This is a genomic window from Rhodococcus sp. AG1013 (assembly GCF_003350365.1).
GTDB lineage: Bacteria > Actinomycetota > Actinomycetes > Mycobacteriales > Mycobacteriaceae > Prescottella.
The window spans coordinates 1-14,010 of the sequence record NZ_QQAT01000002.1 but is presented as its reverse complement, the minus strand read 5'-3'; the positions used below and the strand labels follow the sequence as shown (position 1 = coordinate 14,010).

The following is a 14,010-nucleotide window of genomic DNA, read 5'->3' as shown; positions in this document are numbered from 1 at the left end:
CGCACTTATCGCGCGGACGGGCCGTCCTCCGACAGCGACAAGTGCGCAGAACGCGGGGAGGAGAGGTCCCGGTAGAACGTGCGCCAGTAGCCGTAGGCGAAGAGCGCGGGGACGCCGAGGAGCAGCGGCGCCGAGACGGCCGGGTACTCCGCGATCTCCACGGCCAGGAATCGGTAGCTGAGCAGCAGGGCGGCAATCAGGACGGCGCCGGACGCGACGAGCCGCAGCCGGAACCAGCCCCAGCCGCGTTCGGGGGCGCGCAGCGCGGATTCGAGGGTGAGGGTCAGGACGGCGCCGGCGATGAGGTCGACGCCGTAGTGGTAGCCGAAGCCGAGGGTCGCGGTGAGGGTGCACAGCAGCCAGAACATGCCGCCCCAGCGCAGCCACCACGGGCCCTGCCGGGAGTGCAGGAAGATGGCGAGCGCCCACGCGGTGTGCAGGCTGGGCATGCAGTTGCGCGGGGTGGCGTCGTCGAACGGCATCGCCGACGGCGTCAGGTCGAACGGGACGACGGACGGCCAGAAATCGCCGACCTGGAAGCCGTTGCCGTCGGCGCCGAACGCGAAGATCGGTCCGACGACGGGGAACAGGATGTAGAAGACCGGCCCGACGAGTCCGATCAGCAGGAACGTCCGGACCAGGTGGTGTGACGGCCAGCCCTTGCGCAGCTGGTACAGCGCGACGACGATCGCGGCGACGGGCAGTTCGATGTACACCCAGTGCAGGACGCCGTAGCCGACGGAGCCGAGGGCGTCGACCACCTCACCCATCACCCAGGACGGGTTGCCGAGGGCGTGGTCGGCGAGCTGGACGTACTGGTCGAGGACCTGCGGTCCGGCGAGGATGGTGATGTGCAGCCACACGTCGCCGAACTTGGTGGCGACGATCAGCAGTGCGCCGAGGCCGACGCCCATGAGAGCGCTGCGGCGCTGTTCGCCCTGCCACTTCGCGCCGGCGTACACGCCGATCGCGGTCAGCACGATCACCGCACCGTTGCCGACGGTGAGGGGCCCGCCGGCGAGGTAGCGGATCGCGGCGATCACGACGTCGAGAGCCACGGCGCTCGACAGCGCCAGCACCCGCTGCCGGTTGGTCAGCCCCACCATCGCGAGGGCGAGCCCGGCCCACGGCACGGACGCCGACTTGGGGGTGCCCGCAAAATCGTTGAAGAGGCTCGTCAGCGGCCCCTCGAAGCCGCGTGACAAAGCGAAGATCTGCAGCGCGATCAGGATGGCGAGACCTGCCGCAACGACGCCGCCGAGCAGGAGACTTCGGGTTCGTCCGTCGAGCCGTCTCGGCTCCGTCCGCGCGCCACCGTCCACTAACACGCCGTTCATAGTAAACGGCGGGTGAATTCGCGCTTACGTGTCCAGTTCCTCGACGAGCGAGCGGACCACGGCGCGCAGGTCGCCACCGGTCGCGGCGGCCACCTTGCGCTGCCGCTGGTACGACGCCCCGCGGCGCGGGATGTCGGCGACGCGGGCCAGTTCGTCGGCACAGCCGAGCCTCACCGCGGTGGGGGTGAGTTGCTCGAGCAGGTCGTCGAGGTCGTCGGTGACGAGCCGTTCACGGTTGTCGGCGCCGAGGATCACTTCGGCGTCGAGGCCGTATCGGGCTGCGCGCCACTTGTTCTCCTGCACGTGCCACGGCGGCATGGACGGCAGCGTCTCCCCCGCCTCGAGCCGGGTGTCGAGGTCGACGATGAGGCAGTGGATGAGCGCGACGAGGGCGCTCAGTTCGGTGCGGGAGGAGACGCCGTCGCACACGCGGACCTCGATGGTGCCCCAGCGCGGCGCGGGCCGGATGTCCCAGTGCAGGCCGCCGAGGTTCTCGATGACGCCGGTGGTGAGCTGGTCGTGGACGTAGCCCTCGAACTGCGTCCAGTCGTCGAACTGGAACGGCAGGCCGGCGGTGGGCAGCTGCTGGAACATCAGCGCGCGGTTGCTGGCGTAGCCGGTGTCGACGCCGGTCCACATCGGCGACGACGACGAAAGAGCAAGCAGGTGAGGATATTTCAGCAGCAGCGCGTTGAGAATGGGGAAAACCTTCTCCTTCGTCGAGATCCCGACGTGCACGTGCACACCCCAGATGAGCATCTGCCGGCCCCACCACTGCGTGCGTTCGATCAGCTCGTCGTAGTGGGGGGTGCGGGTGAGCAACTGCGTGGACCACTGTGCGAACGGATGGGTGCCTGCGCACATCAGGTCGACCCCGAGCGGATCAGCGGCCCGGCGCACCAGCGACATGGTCTCGGACAGGTCGTCCATGGCCTCGCCGACGTTGTCGCAGATACCGGTCACGAACTCGACGGTGTTGCGCAGCAACTCCTTGGTGACCCGAGGTTTCTCGGCGAGTTCACCGACGCCGTCGAGGACGGCTGCGGCGGTGTTGGACAGATCGCGAGTGGTCCGGTCGACCAGCGCGATTTCCCATTCCACCCCGAGGGTCGGACGCGGCGAACCGGCGAAAGGGACTCCCACATCACCGATCCAACCACAGCGTCCGAGCGCCCGCAGGACGCGAAACGGCGGGGCCGTGATGGCCCCGCCGTTGTCAGTTCTCGCGTCGGTCGGACGTGATCAGCCGCCGATGACGCCGCAGGCGACGCGGCCGCCGGCGTCGCCGGTCGCCAGGGTGGCCTGGTCCGGCACCGGAGCGTTGTCGGGCAGCGTGTAGCGGGTCGGGATGTTGGCGAAGTTGTCGGCGCCCGCGTGGATCATCAGCGCGGTGCCCTTGCCGCCGTTCTTCAGGTCCGCGAGAGTGAAGGCGTTGGTGGTGGTGACGAGGTAGCCCTTGCCGTCCTCGCGGACCTCGAGGGAGGTGAGATCGCCGCTGGCCGGGTGCCCGGTGTGGCCCTCGACCTGGAAGTGGCCGCCGGCGGACAGGAAGTTGCCGGGCTCGCCGCCGGTGGGGGCGACGGAGTTGGGCTCGCACTTGCCGACCGAGTGCACGTGCAGGCCGTGGAAGCCGGGCTCGAGGCCCTGCGCGTTGACGGTGATCTCGACGTAGCCGGCGGTCTCCGCGAGGGTGGCGGTGCCGACCGAGGTGCCCTTCGCGTCCTTGAGCTGCACCGAGACGGTGTCGGACACGGCGGGGCCGGAGGTGTTCTCGGAGCCGCTCTCGGCGTGCGAGCCGCTGGGGGCAGCGGAACCGGTCCACACCGGCGGGGTGGTGCCGGGGACGTCGGTGGGCTCCTCGTTGTTGGAGCACGCGGTCAGCCCCAGAGCGGCGATCGCGACCAACGGGGTCACGACGCGCCAGGACTTGCGACGGGTGGAATGCGAGGCCATCGAACCGCTCCTTCGAGATGGTTGAAATCTGCCGATGATCATAACCAGCGGGTTTTCGCGGGCTAGTTGGAGGTGACGATCACGATCACGCCGGGCGAGGCGCTGGAGATGCCGGCGAAACGCGGTTCCGCGGTGACGCCCAGTTCCGCCGCGATGGCCTGTGCGGCCTGCTTCTCGGCGGCGGTGTCGCCGTAGTAGACGGTGGTGTTCTGGATCAGGCCGTAGCTGTAGTTGCCGGTCTCGGAGACGTTCCAGCCGCTCGACGTGAGTTCGCTCGCGGTCTGGCCGGCGAGACCGGAGACGGTGCTGTTGTTGAACACCCGCACCGGAATCGACTTGTCGACGCGGGCGGACGTGATGGCGGATGCGGAGGTGGTGGCGGACCCGGACGGCGCGGAACTGGTGGCCGTCGTCGTCGTGGTCTCGGCCGCCGAGGTGGTGGCGGGCGCGGCGGTGGTGGTGCGCGCGGCGGCGGGGGCCGCGGCGGGCGCAGAGGTCGTGGTGGCCGCGGTCTCGGGTGCGGCCTCGTCGGAGTCCGAGCCACCCAGGGAGGCGGCGCCCAGCCCGGCGAAGAGGATCGCGAGGGCGATCAGCACCATCGCGAGGGCTCGCAGCGGGGGGCCTGACGACTCTGGGTTCGGGGTGGTCACTGTTCCGACCTTAATCGGCACGTCGGACTGTTCTCGTAACGAGGTGACGACGACCGGGGGTTGAATGGCGGCTTACGTAGAGATGTCGAAGCCCAGGCGGCGGGCGGCGCGGGCCTTCTGTCGGCTGGCCCGCAGGCGACGCAGGCGCTTGACCAGCATCGGGTCGGCCGCGAGAGCCTCGGGACGATCGACGAGCGCGTTGAGCACCTGGTAGTAGCGAGTGGCCGACATGGAGAAGAGCTCCTTGATGGCTTCTTCTTTGGCGCCGGCGTACTTCCACCACTGCCGCTCGAAGGAGAGAATGTCGTGCTCGCGTCGGGTGAGGCCGTCCTCGCCGACCTCGTTGCTCGACGCGCCGTCGCTGCGTTCAGACTGGTTCCGGGCTGCTGCGCCGTCCATCTCACTCCTCGACTGCTGTCTCGCCCGGCCTCGGCGAACCTCGTGCCCCCTGGTGGGCCCGATCGGATCAGGCCGAACGTCGTGTTCGGGCGCTCGGCCGAACGACCCCCCGATCACGAATTACACCGATGTTCTTCCTGGTCATTGAACCACGATCGCGGCGGCGGCGGCCGGGTTCCGCCGGGGCGCGCCGCTATTCGCACGCCCATTATCCTTGGTGACCATGGCAATTCTTCCGATCCGGATCGTCGGCGACCCGGTACTGCACGAGCCGACCAAGCCGGTGACCCAGTCGCCGGCCGAACTCGCCGAACTCATCGGCGACATGTACGACACGATGGACGCCGCCAACGGCGTCGGCCTGGCCGCGAACCAGGTGGGTGTGCCGCTGCGCCTGTTCGTCTACGACTGCCCCGACGTCGACGCGACCGGCAAGGCGATCCGCCGCCGCGGCGAGGTGATCAACCCGGTGCTCGAGACGTCGGAGATTCCGGAGACCATGCCGGACGAGGACGACGACGTCGAGGGCTGTCTGTCGGTGCCCGGCGAGCAGTTCCCGACGGGCCGCGCCGACTGGGCGAAGGTCACCGGCACGGACGCCGAGGGCAACCCTATCGAGATCGAGGGCCACGGTTTCTTCGCGCGCATGCTGCAGCACGAGACCGGACACCTGGACGGCTTCCTGTACGTGGACGTGCTGATCGGCCGCAACGCCCGGGCCGCGAAGAAGACGATCAAGCGCGCGGGCTGGGGTGTGCCGGACCTGAGCTGGACGCCGGGCACGGTGGACGACCCGTTCGGTCACGACGAGGACGATGACGAGGACTGACCCTCCTCAGGGTCAGCCGACGCTCGGAGGCCGGGTGGTGGTGCGGTATCGCCTGCCACCCGGTGGCACCCACCCGCTCACCGACGTGATCGGCACCCTCGAGCAGCTCGAGCCGACGGTGGTGGTCCGCACCGCCGACGACCGGGTCGTCGAGGTGGATCGGGGCGATGTGGTGCGCCTGAAGGCCCTCGGCCCCAAGCCGGTGCGCCGGTCCGGGACCGGGTCCGACGACTGTCGGGGCAGCTGACTACCCTCACGGGTGTGCGACTCGCGACGTGGAATGTGAACTCGGTCCGTGCCCGAACCGACCGGATCGTGGACTGGCTGGCCCGCACCGACACCGACGTGTTGGCGATGCAGGAAACCAAGTGCAAGGACGAGCAGTTCCCGTACGAACGGTTCACCGAAGCCGGCTACGAGGTGGCGCACGTCGGGTTGAGCCAGTGGAACGGCGTGGCGATCGCGTCGCGCATCGGGCTCGAGGACGTGCAGATCGGGTTCGCGGACCAGCCCGGGTTCAACAAGGATCCGGAGGCGGAGGCCGCGCAGGAGGCGCGCGCGATCGGTGCGACGGTGGGCGGGGTGCGGGTGTGGAGCCTGTACGTGCCCAACGGCCGTGAGCTGACGGATCCGCACTACGTCTACAAGCTGGAGTGGCTGGCAAAGCTGCGCGCGGACGCGGAAGGCTGGCTGGCCGGCAACCCGGACGCGCAGATCGCCCTGGTCGGCGACTGGAATGTCGCGCCCACCGACGAGGACGTGTGGGACCCGGCGTTCTTCGAGGGCAAGACGCACACGTCGCAGCCGGAGCGGGACGCGTTCGACGCGTTCGCCGAGGCCGGGTTCGCGGATGTGGTGCGCCCGCACGCGCCCGGTCCGGGCGTCTACACGTACTGGGATTACACGCAGTTGCGGTTCCCGAAGCGTCAGGGCATGCGCATCGACTACGTGCTGGGTTCGCCGGCGTTCGCGGCGCGGGTCACCGGCGCGCACATCGATCGGGACGAGCGCAAGGGCAAGGGCGCGAGCGATCACGCGCCGGTCGTGGTCGACCTGGACTGATCAGGCTGGCCGCTCGTCGAGCAGGTCCAGGTACTCGGTGTGGGTGCCGAGGAACCGCGTGACGTAGGTGCACACCGGTCGGATCCGGGTGCCCTCACTGCGGGCCCGGTCGAGCACGGCCCGCACCAGTACCGCCGCCCAGCCGCGACCGCTTCGATCCTCTCGGACGACGGTGTGCAGCAGGGTGAGCACGTCACCGGACGGCCCGGCACTGTCGCGGTGATAGCCGAGGATGCCGACGAGGTCGTCGCGCACCCACAGCTCGTAGCGCTCGTGTGGCGGGCTGTCGACGATGCGGACGGCGTCGGCGACGGCACCCGCAGTTCGTGGGGATTCGGTGTTCACGTTCCCCATGAAACCGGCCGAACCGCCGGCACCGGGTCCGTTTCGGGACGAGTGCGGCGGTTCGATGCAGTTCCTTGACCGCGCCGTGGCCGGAGGTCGATCAGTTGAGGGAGATCGAGTCGAGCGGAACCATGAGGTCCCGATACTCGGGGTTGGCCTCGACGAACCTCTGCACGTACGTGCACACCGGCCGGACCTGCCAGCCGTAGTTCCGCGCCTGGTCGAGCGCGCGCCGGACCATGACGGCGGCGAGGCCGCGGTGACCGAAGTCCTCCACGACGACGGTGTGCATGAACGACACGACCGGGGAGACGGCGCGGCGTCCGCCGGCGCGTTTCTTGGCGACCGGCGAGGTGTCGTAGTAGCCGACGATTCCCACCAGATCCCCGTTGAGCCACAGCTCGAAACGGTTCTGGTCGGCATTGTCGGTCACGTCGGCACGGGGCGAATCCGCGAACACGACACCTCCTCGGGACGCTTTCGGTGCAATAATGTGATCCACGCCACTATTAGTACAGGCGGCCGGGCCCACCTGTCAGGCGTTTGACCGAATGTTTTGCGATCGGATTCCCGGCAAATGCCGTTGGCCGCCGGTGCGCCCGGGCAGACAATCGAGGGACACCGCGTTGCACGCCGGAAGGGATGTTCCGATGCCGCTCGAACCGGTCCTCGAACCCGCCGCGCAGGAGTTCGCCGACGCCACCGCCGAACCCCCGTTCCTGTACGAGCTCCCGGTCGAGGAGGGCCGGGCCCAGTTCGACGAGGTGCAGTCCGGCGACATCGCCAAGCCGTCCGTGGAGATCGAGGACCGGGTGGTGGACGGCGGTCCGTCCGGGCAGATCCCGATCCGGATCGTGCGCCCGCGCGCCGCGGCCGGCCCGCTGCCGGTGATCCAGTACAACCACGGGGCCGGGTGGGTGTTCGGCGATGCCGACATCTACGACCGGCTGATCCGCGAGCTGGCCGTGGGATCCAATGCGGCCGTGGCGTTTCCGAGCTTCACCCGCTCACCGGAGGCGAAGTATCCGACGGCGATCGAGGAGCTCTACGCCACCTCGATCTGGATCGCGGACCACGGCACGGACGCCGACCTGGATCCGACGCGGATCGCGGTGGCCGGCGACAGCGTGGGTGGGAACATGACGATCGCGCTGACGCTGCTGGCCAAGCAGCGCGGCGGCCCGCAGTTCCGCCACCAGGTGCTGTTCTATCCGGTCACCAACGCCGAGTTCGACACCGACTCGTACCGCCAGTTCGCGCACGGCTACTTCCTCACCGTGGAGGCGATGCGCTGGTTCTGGGATCAGTACACCACCGACCCGGCGCATCGGGCCGAGATCACCTGCTCGCCGCTGCGGGCCACCACCGAGCAGTTGGCGGGGCTGCCCCCGGCTCTGGTGATCAACGGCGAGGCCGACGTGCTGCGCGACGAGGGCGAGGCGTACGCGAACAAGCTACGCGCCGCGGGCGTCCCGGTGACCGCGGTGCGGTTCCAGGGGATGATCCACGACTTCATGATGCTCAACGCCCTCGCCGACACCCACGCCGCGCGGACCGCACTGCTACTCGCGACCACGGCTCTCGAGCGTGCCCTCTACGGCGCCTGAAGAAACACGGAGTCCCGAACACGCAGTGGCCCTGTACCTTCAGAGGCATGACGGCCCTGTATCCACGGATCGAACCGTACGTGCACGGCATGCTCGAGGTCGGTGACGGCAACCGGATCTACTGGGAGTGCTGCGGCAATCCGGACGGCATTCCGGCGGTGGTCCTGCACGGCGGCCCCGGTTCGGGATGTGCACCGGGGTGGCGGCGCTTCTTCGATCCGTCGGCCTACCGGATCGTGTTGTTCGACCAGCGAGGTTGCGGCCGCAGTCTTCCGCACGCGAGCGACCCCGCAACGAGTCTGCACGGCAACACGACCCAGCATCTGATCGCCGATATCGAGCGGTTGCGGACACACCTCGGCATCGACCGCTGGCTGGTGTTCGGCTGGTCGTGGGGTTCGACGCTGGGATTGACGTACGCCCAGAGTCACCCCGGACATGTCCGTGGGATCGTCCTCGGTGCCGTCGCCACCACCTCGCACACGGAGGTCGAATGGGTCACCCGCGGTGTAGGCGTGCACTTTCCGGAGCAGTGGGCGCGCTATCGCGACGGCGTGCCCGCCGAGTGGCGTGACAGCGACCTCGCCGCCGCCTACAGCCGGCTGCTCGAGAGCTCCGATCCGGCCGTGCGCGAGCAGGCGGCACGGGACTGGTGCGCGTGGGAGGATGCCCATGTGCGGGTGCGTCCCGAGCACCGCGCCGATCCGCGCTACGACGACCCGACGTTCCGAATGTGCTTCGCGCGCCTGGTCACCCACTACTGGAGCAATGCGGCTTTCCTCCCCGACGGGCAGATCCTGCGCGACGCGCACCGACTGCACGGCATCCCCGGCGTCCTGGTGCACGGCATGCGCGATATCAGCTGCCCCGCGGACAGCGTCCGCGCGCTGGCCGCAGCGTGGCCCGATGCCGAGTTGCATCTCGTGGACGAGGCCGGCCACTTCTCCGGCGATCCGGGCATGACAGACCTGGCCGTGGCCGGCACGGACCGATTCGCCCGGGCACACACGTATGCCGATCCGCTCCAATAGTTGTACTGCAGTTCATTTTTGAGCCTGACCCGAGCGACCCCAAATCCCCGCCGAAACCATCACCGACTTCGCCGTTCCCGGCGCCACCGGTTGCGGACCGCTCGGCTCGCTGAACTGGGCCGTCAACCTGCGGGCGGGTCTGCCCTCCGCTGGTACGGGCAACTCCCTGTCCACCACGAGCGCCGTCTACAACGTGGCCGGCTGGGAGCTGGTCGAACCCTGATCCACCCGCATCATCTTGATCCACCGCTGACCTCGTCCCGGTGCCGGCATCCCTCCGGCACCGGGACGAGTCACGTCGTGGACGTCCCAGCACTCGAGCTTCACCGCGCCCCTCACACCACCGTCCGTCGCACCCGGTCACATGGGTAGGCTCGAGGCCGTGAACTACCTGCCCTTGACGCCGACCGGCCAGACCCCGATCCGCGCCCTCACCATCGCCGGCACCGACTCCGGCGGCGGCGCGGGCATCCAGGCCGATTCGCGCACCATGGCGATGTGCGGGGTACACGCGTGCGTCGCGGTCGCCGCGGTCACGGTGCAGAACTCGGTGGGCGTCAGCGGATTTCACGAGATCCCGCCCGAGACGGTGGCCGCGCAGGTGCGCTGCGTCGTCGAGGACATCGGCGTCTCCGCCGCCAAGACCGGCATGCTCGCGTCCACCGCGATCATCGAGGCCGTCGCGCAGGTGTGCGCCGAGGTCGGCATCGGCCGCGACGGCTCCATCCCGCTGGTGGTGGACCCGGTGTGCGCGTCCATGCACGGCGATCCGCTGCTGCACGCCGAGGCGCTCGACGCCGTCCGCAACACCCTCATCCCCATCGCGTCGCTCGTGACACCGAATCTCGACGAGGTGCGCCTCATCACCGGCATCGAGGTGGTCGACGACGCCAGCGCCCGCCGCGCCGCCGAGGCCCTGCACGCACTCGGCGCGCAGTGGTCGATGGTCAAGGGCGGGCACCTGCGCTCGTCGACGTCGAGCACCGACCTGCTGTTCGACGGCGACACCTTCCACGAGTTCACCAGCCCGCGGATCGACACCGGCAACGACCACGGTGGCGGCGACACCCTCGCCGCGGCCGTCGCGTGCGCGCTCGCCAACGGCTACGCGATGCCCGACGCGGTCGCATTCGGCAAGGAGTGGGTCACCAAGTGCCTCGAGGCGTCGTACGACCTCGGCGCCGGACACGGTCCGGTCTCGCCGCTGTGGCGACTGGATCCAGAAAACGCCTGATCAGCGCGAATAGTCGCGCAAAGTCATGACGAAACCGACCGCCACCACCGGCACCGCGAGGATGTAGACGGTAATCCGGAACCACGTGGGCCCGTAATAGCTCACCGCGATCGCCGCCGCTAACGCCGCGATGATCATCAGCACCCCGTAGAAGGGTGTTCGCTGTGGATGCTCGGACTCGGCCACGTCCTCAGTGTGCGCGCCGGGTGACGGGGGCGGCAACCGTTTCCCGAACTCGTCGGAATCGTCCGGCTGCGGCGTCACCGCGGTGCGGGCGCCGGTCGCAGCACGAACACCCGCAGGTCCTCCGGCACCCCACGCTGCGGCGCCGCCAGAAGACCGCGGCGGTACCGCTTGGCCACCAGGCCCAGCTCGGCGAGCCGCTCCTCCCCGATCGCGTCGTAGGTGTTGCCGGACATCACGACGTTCCCGTTGCCGCCGAGCTCCATCATCCGGGCTGCGACATTGACGTCCACGCCGAACCAGTCCGCGCCGATGGGCTGCGGCAGCCCGGTGTGCAGGCCGACGCGCATGCGCGGGCGGTAACCGTGGTGGTCCAGCGTCGCGAGCGCCGCGCGGGCCGCGAACACCGCCTCCATCGCCTTGTCCGGATGGTCGAACACCACCATCAGCCCGTCGCCGAGCCGCTTGACCACCTGGCCGCCGCGTTCGATCATCGGCGGCTCCACCGTGGCCGCCACTTCCCGCAGCAGACCCAGGGTGGCGCCGTCACCGGCGCCCAGCGACCAGCTCGAGAACCCCACCAGATCCGTGAAGACGATCGTGACCTCGCCGTTCGCCGGACCGCCCCATGCCTTCTCGAGCATCGCCTGCAGCACCTGGAGTGCCGCCATGCTTACCTCGCGGGACGCACCCGGCCCGGTGTCGATCATGCGGGCCGCCGCCCGGGCCCCGCCCGGACCGGCCGTCGACAGCGGATCACCGAACGCGGGATCCCCGGGAAGCGCCTGCCGGATCCGCCGGACGGCATCGACCAGCTGGGGCTGCCGGTCGGCGTCACGGACCCATTTCGCGACCGAGCCCGTCACCTTGGCATGCCCACTCACGGCGCCGGAATCGGTCTCGACCGGTTCCGGTGTGGCGCCGTCTCCCTGCGGGTCGTCACTCACCCCGGCAAGAATAATCGCGGGCCGGTCATCTCGCAGAACTGCCGCGTGACGCCGCTTTCGGCGCCTACTTCCCGGCATCGGCACGGGCCGCCGTCCGCGCGTCACCGGCCGCCGGCACCCCGTTCGGACCGTCGATCGACTGTGCGTAGTGCCCGACGCCGTACCCCACGGCCTCGGCGTTGAGGGCCAGCGCCCGACGATCGACGTTCGCGAGCGTGTCCTGTGACGTGTGGTAGTTCGGGTCGAACATAGTGTCGGCCTCACCGCCCCACTTCTCGGCCTGAGCTGTGGTCTTGTTCTCGTCGGCGCCGGTGAACAACCCGCCCGCCGGGATTCCGACAGCGATGAACGGCCCGTAGTCGGAGCGGCCGTCGAAGTCGGTGCCGTCCGGCGAGATGCCCAGTTGCAGCAGGATCGCGTCGAACGTGCGCTCGATGCCCGCCGACCCCTCCGGCCCCGGGCCCTCGCCCGCCTTGTCGGAGTTGTCGCCGTCGTACGCGAGGTAGCCGGCATTGTGCGAGCCGACCATGTCGAAGTTCAAGTACATCGCGATGTCGCCGCGTGCGGCGGCGTCGAGACCGTTCACGTACGCCTCCGAGCCGAGCAGTCCGATCTCCTCACCGCCCCAGAACGCGAACCGCACCGCGTTGTCGACGTTCGGCGTCGCGCCGAGCTGCCGCGCCGTCTCGAGCAGCGCCGCGACGCCCGAACCGTTGTCGTTGACACCCGGCCCCTCCCGGACGCTGTCCAGGTGCGCCCCCACCATGACGACGTTGTCGTCGGCGCCGGTCTTCGTCTGCGCAATCACGTTGCGGGACTTGGAGGATTCGACGGTGGCGTCGATCGTCAGCGTCGCGTCGCCGCCCTGACGCAGTGCCGCCCCGTCGGCCTTGCCGATGCCACCGGCGGGGATCCGCGCGGCGTCCTTGTCGCCCAACGTGCCACCGGTCAGCGGGCCGTCCTCATTGTTGACCACCAGGATCGCCGCCGCACCCCGATCGGCCGCCACCTGCTGCTTCTGCGCGAACGGGCACGACCCGCGATCCACCAGCGCCACCGCGCCCGTGACATCGAGGCCGTCGTAGTCGGTGGCCTCACAGCCCGGGGTGTCGTCCGACGGCACCGGCACCAGCCGGGCCTGCAGTCCCCCGGGCGGGGTGGCCGGCGAGTACGTCAGCGCCTTCACCGGCACGTCCCGGCCCGACACCTGCAGTGTCTGCGTGGTCACCTGAAAGATGTCGACGTCGAATTCCGGTGTCTCCACATCTAATCCGGCCTGCTCGAGCTGCCCCACCACGTAGTCGACGCTCGCGTCGTAGCCGGGTGTGCCGGCCGCGCGGTTGCCGCCGTTCTCGGTGGCGATGATCTCGAGCTGTTCGAGGTCGCCGATCACCGCGTCGGTGTCGATCGCTGCCGCCAGCCCGGGGCCGTCGATCGGAGGGCTCAGGTCGTCGGGATCGCTGCACCCCGACAGCATCAGCACACCGGCCAGGCCCGTCACGAACGCCGCCCTCATTCGCATGCGGCGAAGCGTAACCGCCGCGGCAGCCCCGTGCCGCTGAACGCGAGGAGGGTCCCGCACCGGTATCGGTGCGGGACCCTCATCGTAGGCGGGAACGGTCAGGCGTCGCGCTTGTTCACCAGGAACAGGGCCGCGCCGAACACGATCGCGACGAACGCCGCGAAGTAGAGCAGTGCACCCCACGGACCCCAGTGGAAGTCGAAGTTGCCACCGCTTCCGAGGAAGTAGGAGATGTTGTTGAACGGGCCGAACTCGCCGATGTACTTGCCGACCTTGGGGATCATGGTCGCGAGGCTCTCGATCACCAGCGGCCACAGCAGCAGCAGCGAGATGGCACCCGCCGACTGACGGATCAATGTGCCCACGCCGACCGCGAGCACCGCCAACAGTGCGTAGTAGATCGGGATGCCGAACAGTTCGCGGGCGTTGTCACCCGAGCCGATCGACAGGCTCACGCCCGAGGTCGCCTGTCCCAGGTAGAACGACACCAGCGAGATGATCAGACCCAGTACCGCGGCGACGATCGCCAGCAGCAGCGCCTTGCCACCGATCACCTGCGTCCGGTTCGGGATCGCCTGGAACGTGGTGCGTATGACACCGAAGCGGTACTCGGTGGTGACCGCGAGCGCCGCCATGATCATCACCAGCATGGCGCCGAACTGGGCAGCGCCGGCCTGCGTGTACGCGACCGTGAACTCGCCCATCGACGTGTCGCCCGACGAGACCAGCGACTTGTACGCCGTGCCCATGATGGCCGCGAACCCGACACTGACGACGACCGCGATGAGGCTGCACCACATCGGAGACTTCGTGGTCGTCAGCTTGATGCGTTCTGCATTCAACACGCTCATCGGAGCGCACCTCCCATGTTCTGCGCAGCGTCGACGGGCTGTCCGGCGACCTGAGCGTGG

17 protein-coding genes are annotated in these 14,010 nt (G+C 69.2%); 6 read left to right on the top strand and 11 right to left on the bottom strand.

The annotated features are described in order from the left end of the window. Positions 1–5: 5 nt before the first annotated feature. The 5 genes from DEU38_RS02650 to DEU38_RS02630 all read right to left on the bottom strand — a co-directional run bounded on the left by DEU38_RS02650 (position 6) and on the right by DEU38_RS02630 (position 4,339). Positions 6–1,337 carry a phosphatase PAP2 family protein gene (locus DEU38_RS02650; RefSeq protein WP_114718600.1) on the bottom strand — a complete coding sequence of 444 codons (1,332 nt, stop codon included), beginning with the start codon at positions 1,335–1,337 and terminating at the stop codon, positions 6–8. A 24-nt stretch (positions 1,338–1,361) separates the two neighbouring features. Continuing rightward, positions 1,362–2,480, bottom strand: a complete 1,119-nt coding sequence (locus tag DEU38_RS02645) for a glutamate--cysteine ligase (protein ID WP_114718599.1) — start codon at positions 2,478–2,480, stop codon at positions 1,362–1,364. Between the two features lie 99 nt (positions 2,481–2,579). Next, entirely contained in the window at positions 2,580–3,290 is a 711-nt protein-coding gene (sodC, locus tag DEU38_RS02640; protein WP_114718598.1) for a superoxide dismutase[Cu-Zn], read from the bottom strand. A gap of 62 nt (positions 3,291–3,352) precedes the next feature. Further along, positions 3,353–3,940 carry a LytR C-terminal domain-containing protein gene (locus tag DEU38_RS02635; protein ID WP_114718597.1) on the bottom strand — a complete coding sequence of 196 codons (588 nt, stop codon included), beginning with the start codon at positions 3,938–3,940 and terminating at the stop codon, positions 3,353–3,355. A 72-nt stretch (positions 3,941–4,012) separates the two neighbouring features. Then, on the bottom strand, positions 4,013–4,339 hold the full coding sequence (locus DEU38_RS02630) for a DUF3263 domain-containing protein (protein ID WP_114718596.1): 327 nt from the start codon (positions 4,337–4,339) through the stop codon (positions 4,013–4,015). 223 nt (positions 4,340–4,562) lie between these two features. Here DEU38_RS02630 and DEU38_RS02625 point away from each other — a divergent pair, with 223 nt between their 5' ends. The 3 genes from DEU38_RS02625 to DEU38_RS02615 are packed head-to-tail and all read left to right on the top strand — an operon-like array spanning position 4,563 to position 6,230. Continuing rightward, the gene (locus DEU38_RS02625; protein ID WP_114718595.1) at positions 4,563–5,168 is read left to right on the top strand and encodes a peptide deformylase; all 606 of its coding nucleotides are present in this window, start codon (positions 4,563–4,565) and stop codon (positions 5,166–5,168) included. Beyond that, positions 5,155–5,415, top strand: a complete 261-nt coding sequence (locus DEU38_RS02620; protein ID WP_114718594.1) for a GNAT family acetyltransferase — start codon at positions 5,155–5,157, stop codon at positions 5,413–5,415. Before DEU38_RS02625 ends, DEU38_RS02620 begins: the two co-directional genes overlap by 14 nt. 14 nt (positions 5,416–5,429) lie before the next feature. Then, complete coding sequence (locus DEU38_RS02615) at positions 5,430–6,230, top strand: exodeoxyribonuclease III (protein WP_114718593.1); 801 nt, start codon at positions 5,430–5,432, stop codon at positions 6,228–6,230. On the opposite strand, the gene DEU38_RS02610 is transcribed toward DEU38_RS02615, so the two are convergent. Further along, positions 6,231–6,584, bottom strand: coding sequence for a GNAT family N-acetyltransferase (locus tag DEU38_RS02610; RefSeq protein WP_114718592.1), 354 nt, complete (start codon positions 6,582–6,584; stop codon positions 6,231–6,233). A 91-nt stretch (positions 6,585–6,675) separates the two neighbouring features. After that, positions 6,676–7,035 (bottom strand): GNAT family N-acetyltransferase, encoded by a 360-nt coding sequence (locus tag DEU38_RS02605; protein ID WP_114718591.1) that lies wholly within the window; start codon positions 7,033–7,035, stop codon positions 6,676–6,678. Between the two features lie 190 nt (positions 7,036–7,225). Between DEU38_RS02605 and DEU38_RS02600 the strand changes: the two genes are divergently transcribed. The 3 genes from DEU38_RS02600 (at position 7,226) to thiD (ending at position 10,447) form a co-directional block, all read left to right on the top strand. Then, entirely contained in the window at positions 7,226–8,182 is a 957-nt protein-coding gene (locus tag DEU38_RS02600) for an alpha/beta hydrolase (protein ID WP_114718590.1), read from the top strand. A 47-nt stretch (positions 8,183–8,229) separates the two neighbouring features. After that, positions 8,230–9,213: a prolyl aminopeptidase gene (gene pip, locus DEU38_RS02595; RefSeq protein WP_181818654.1), complete on the top strand. Its 984-nt coding sequence runs from the start codon at positions 8,230–8,232 to the stop codon at positions 9,211–9,213. A gap of 382 nt (positions 9,214–9,595) precedes the next feature. After that, a complete protein-coding gene (gene thiD / locus DEU38_RS02590) occupies positions 9,596–10,447 on the top strand; it encodes a bifunctional hydroxymethylpyrimidine kinase/phosphomethylpyrimidine kinase (RefSeq protein ID WP_114718589.1) in 852 nt (283 codons plus the stop codon). On the opposite strand, the gene DEU38_RS02585 is transcribed toward thiD, so the two are convergent. The 4 genes from DEU38_RS02585 to DEU38_RS02570 all read right to left on the bottom strand — a co-directional run bounded on the left by DEU38_RS02585 (position 10,448) and on the right by DEU38_RS02570 (position 13,950). Beyond that, positions 10,448–10,633 carry a hypothetical protein gene (locus tag DEU38_RS02585; protein WP_114718949.1) on the bottom strand — a complete coding sequence of 62 codons (186 nt, stop codon included), beginning with the start codon at positions 10,631–10,633 and terminating at the stop codon, positions 10,448–10,450. Between the two features lie 74 nt (positions 10,634–10,707). Then, entirely contained in the window at positions 10,708–11,577 is an 870-nt protein-coding gene (locus tag DEU38_RS02580; RefSeq protein ID WP_174912839.1) for an adenylate/guanylate cyclase domain-containing protein, read from the bottom strand. 64 nt (positions 11,578–11,641) lie between these two features. Then, entirely contained in the window at positions 11,642–13,099 is a 1,458-nt protein-coding gene (locus tag DEU38_RS02575) for a M20/M25/M40 family metallo-hydrolase (RefSeq protein ID WP_114718588.1), read from the bottom strand. A 98-nt stretch (positions 13,100–13,197) separates the two neighbouring features. Then, positions 13,198–13,950 (bottom strand): ABC transporter permease, encoded by a 753-nt coding sequence (locus tag DEU38_RS02570; RefSeq protein WP_114718587.1) that lies wholly within the window; start codon positions 13,948–13,950, stop codon positions 13,198–13,200. Between the last annotated feature and the right edge of the window lie 60 nt (positions 13,951–14,010).

Coding starts and splice junctions, on each gene's coding strand:
- DEU38_RS02610 (WP_114718592.1), bottom strand. CDS start 6,584: ATGGGGAACGTGAACACCGAATCCCCACGAACTGCGGGTGCCGTCGCC.
- DEU38_RS02630 (WP_114718596.1), bottom strand. CDS start 4,339: ATGGACGGCGCAGCAGCCCGGAACCAGTCTGAACGCAGCGACGGCGCG.
- DEU38_RS02600 (WP_114718590.1), top strand. CDS start 7,226: ATGCCGCTCGAACCGGTCCTCGAACCCGCCGCGCAGGAGTTCGCCGAC.
- DEU38_RS02625 (WP_114718595.1), top strand. CDS start 4,563: ATGGCAATTCTTCCGATCCGGATCGTCGGCGACCCGGTACTGCACGAG.
- DEU38_RS02570 (WP_114718587.1), bottom strand. CDS start 13,950: ATGAGCGTGTTGAATGCAGAACGCATCAAGCTGACGACCACGAAGTCT.
- DEU38_RS02650 (WP_114718600.1), bottom strand. CDS start 1,337: ATGAACGGCGTGTTAGTGGACGGTGGCGCGCGGACGGAGCCGAGACGG.
- DEU38_RS02575 (WP_114718588.1), bottom strand. CDS start 13,099: ATGCGAATGAGGGCGGCGTTCGTGACGGGCCTGGCCGGTGTGCTGATG.
- sodC (WP_114718598.1), bottom strand. CDS start 3,290: ATGGCCTCGCATTCCACCCGTCGCAAGTCCTGGCGCGTCGTGACCCCG.
- DEU38_RS02620 (WP_114718594.1), top strand. CDS start 5,155: ATGACGAGGACTGACCCTCCTCAGGGTCAGCCGACGCTCGGAGGCCGG.
- pip (WP_181818654.1), top strand. CDS start 8,230: ATGACGGCCCTGTATCCACGGATCGAACCGTACGTGCACGGCATGCTC.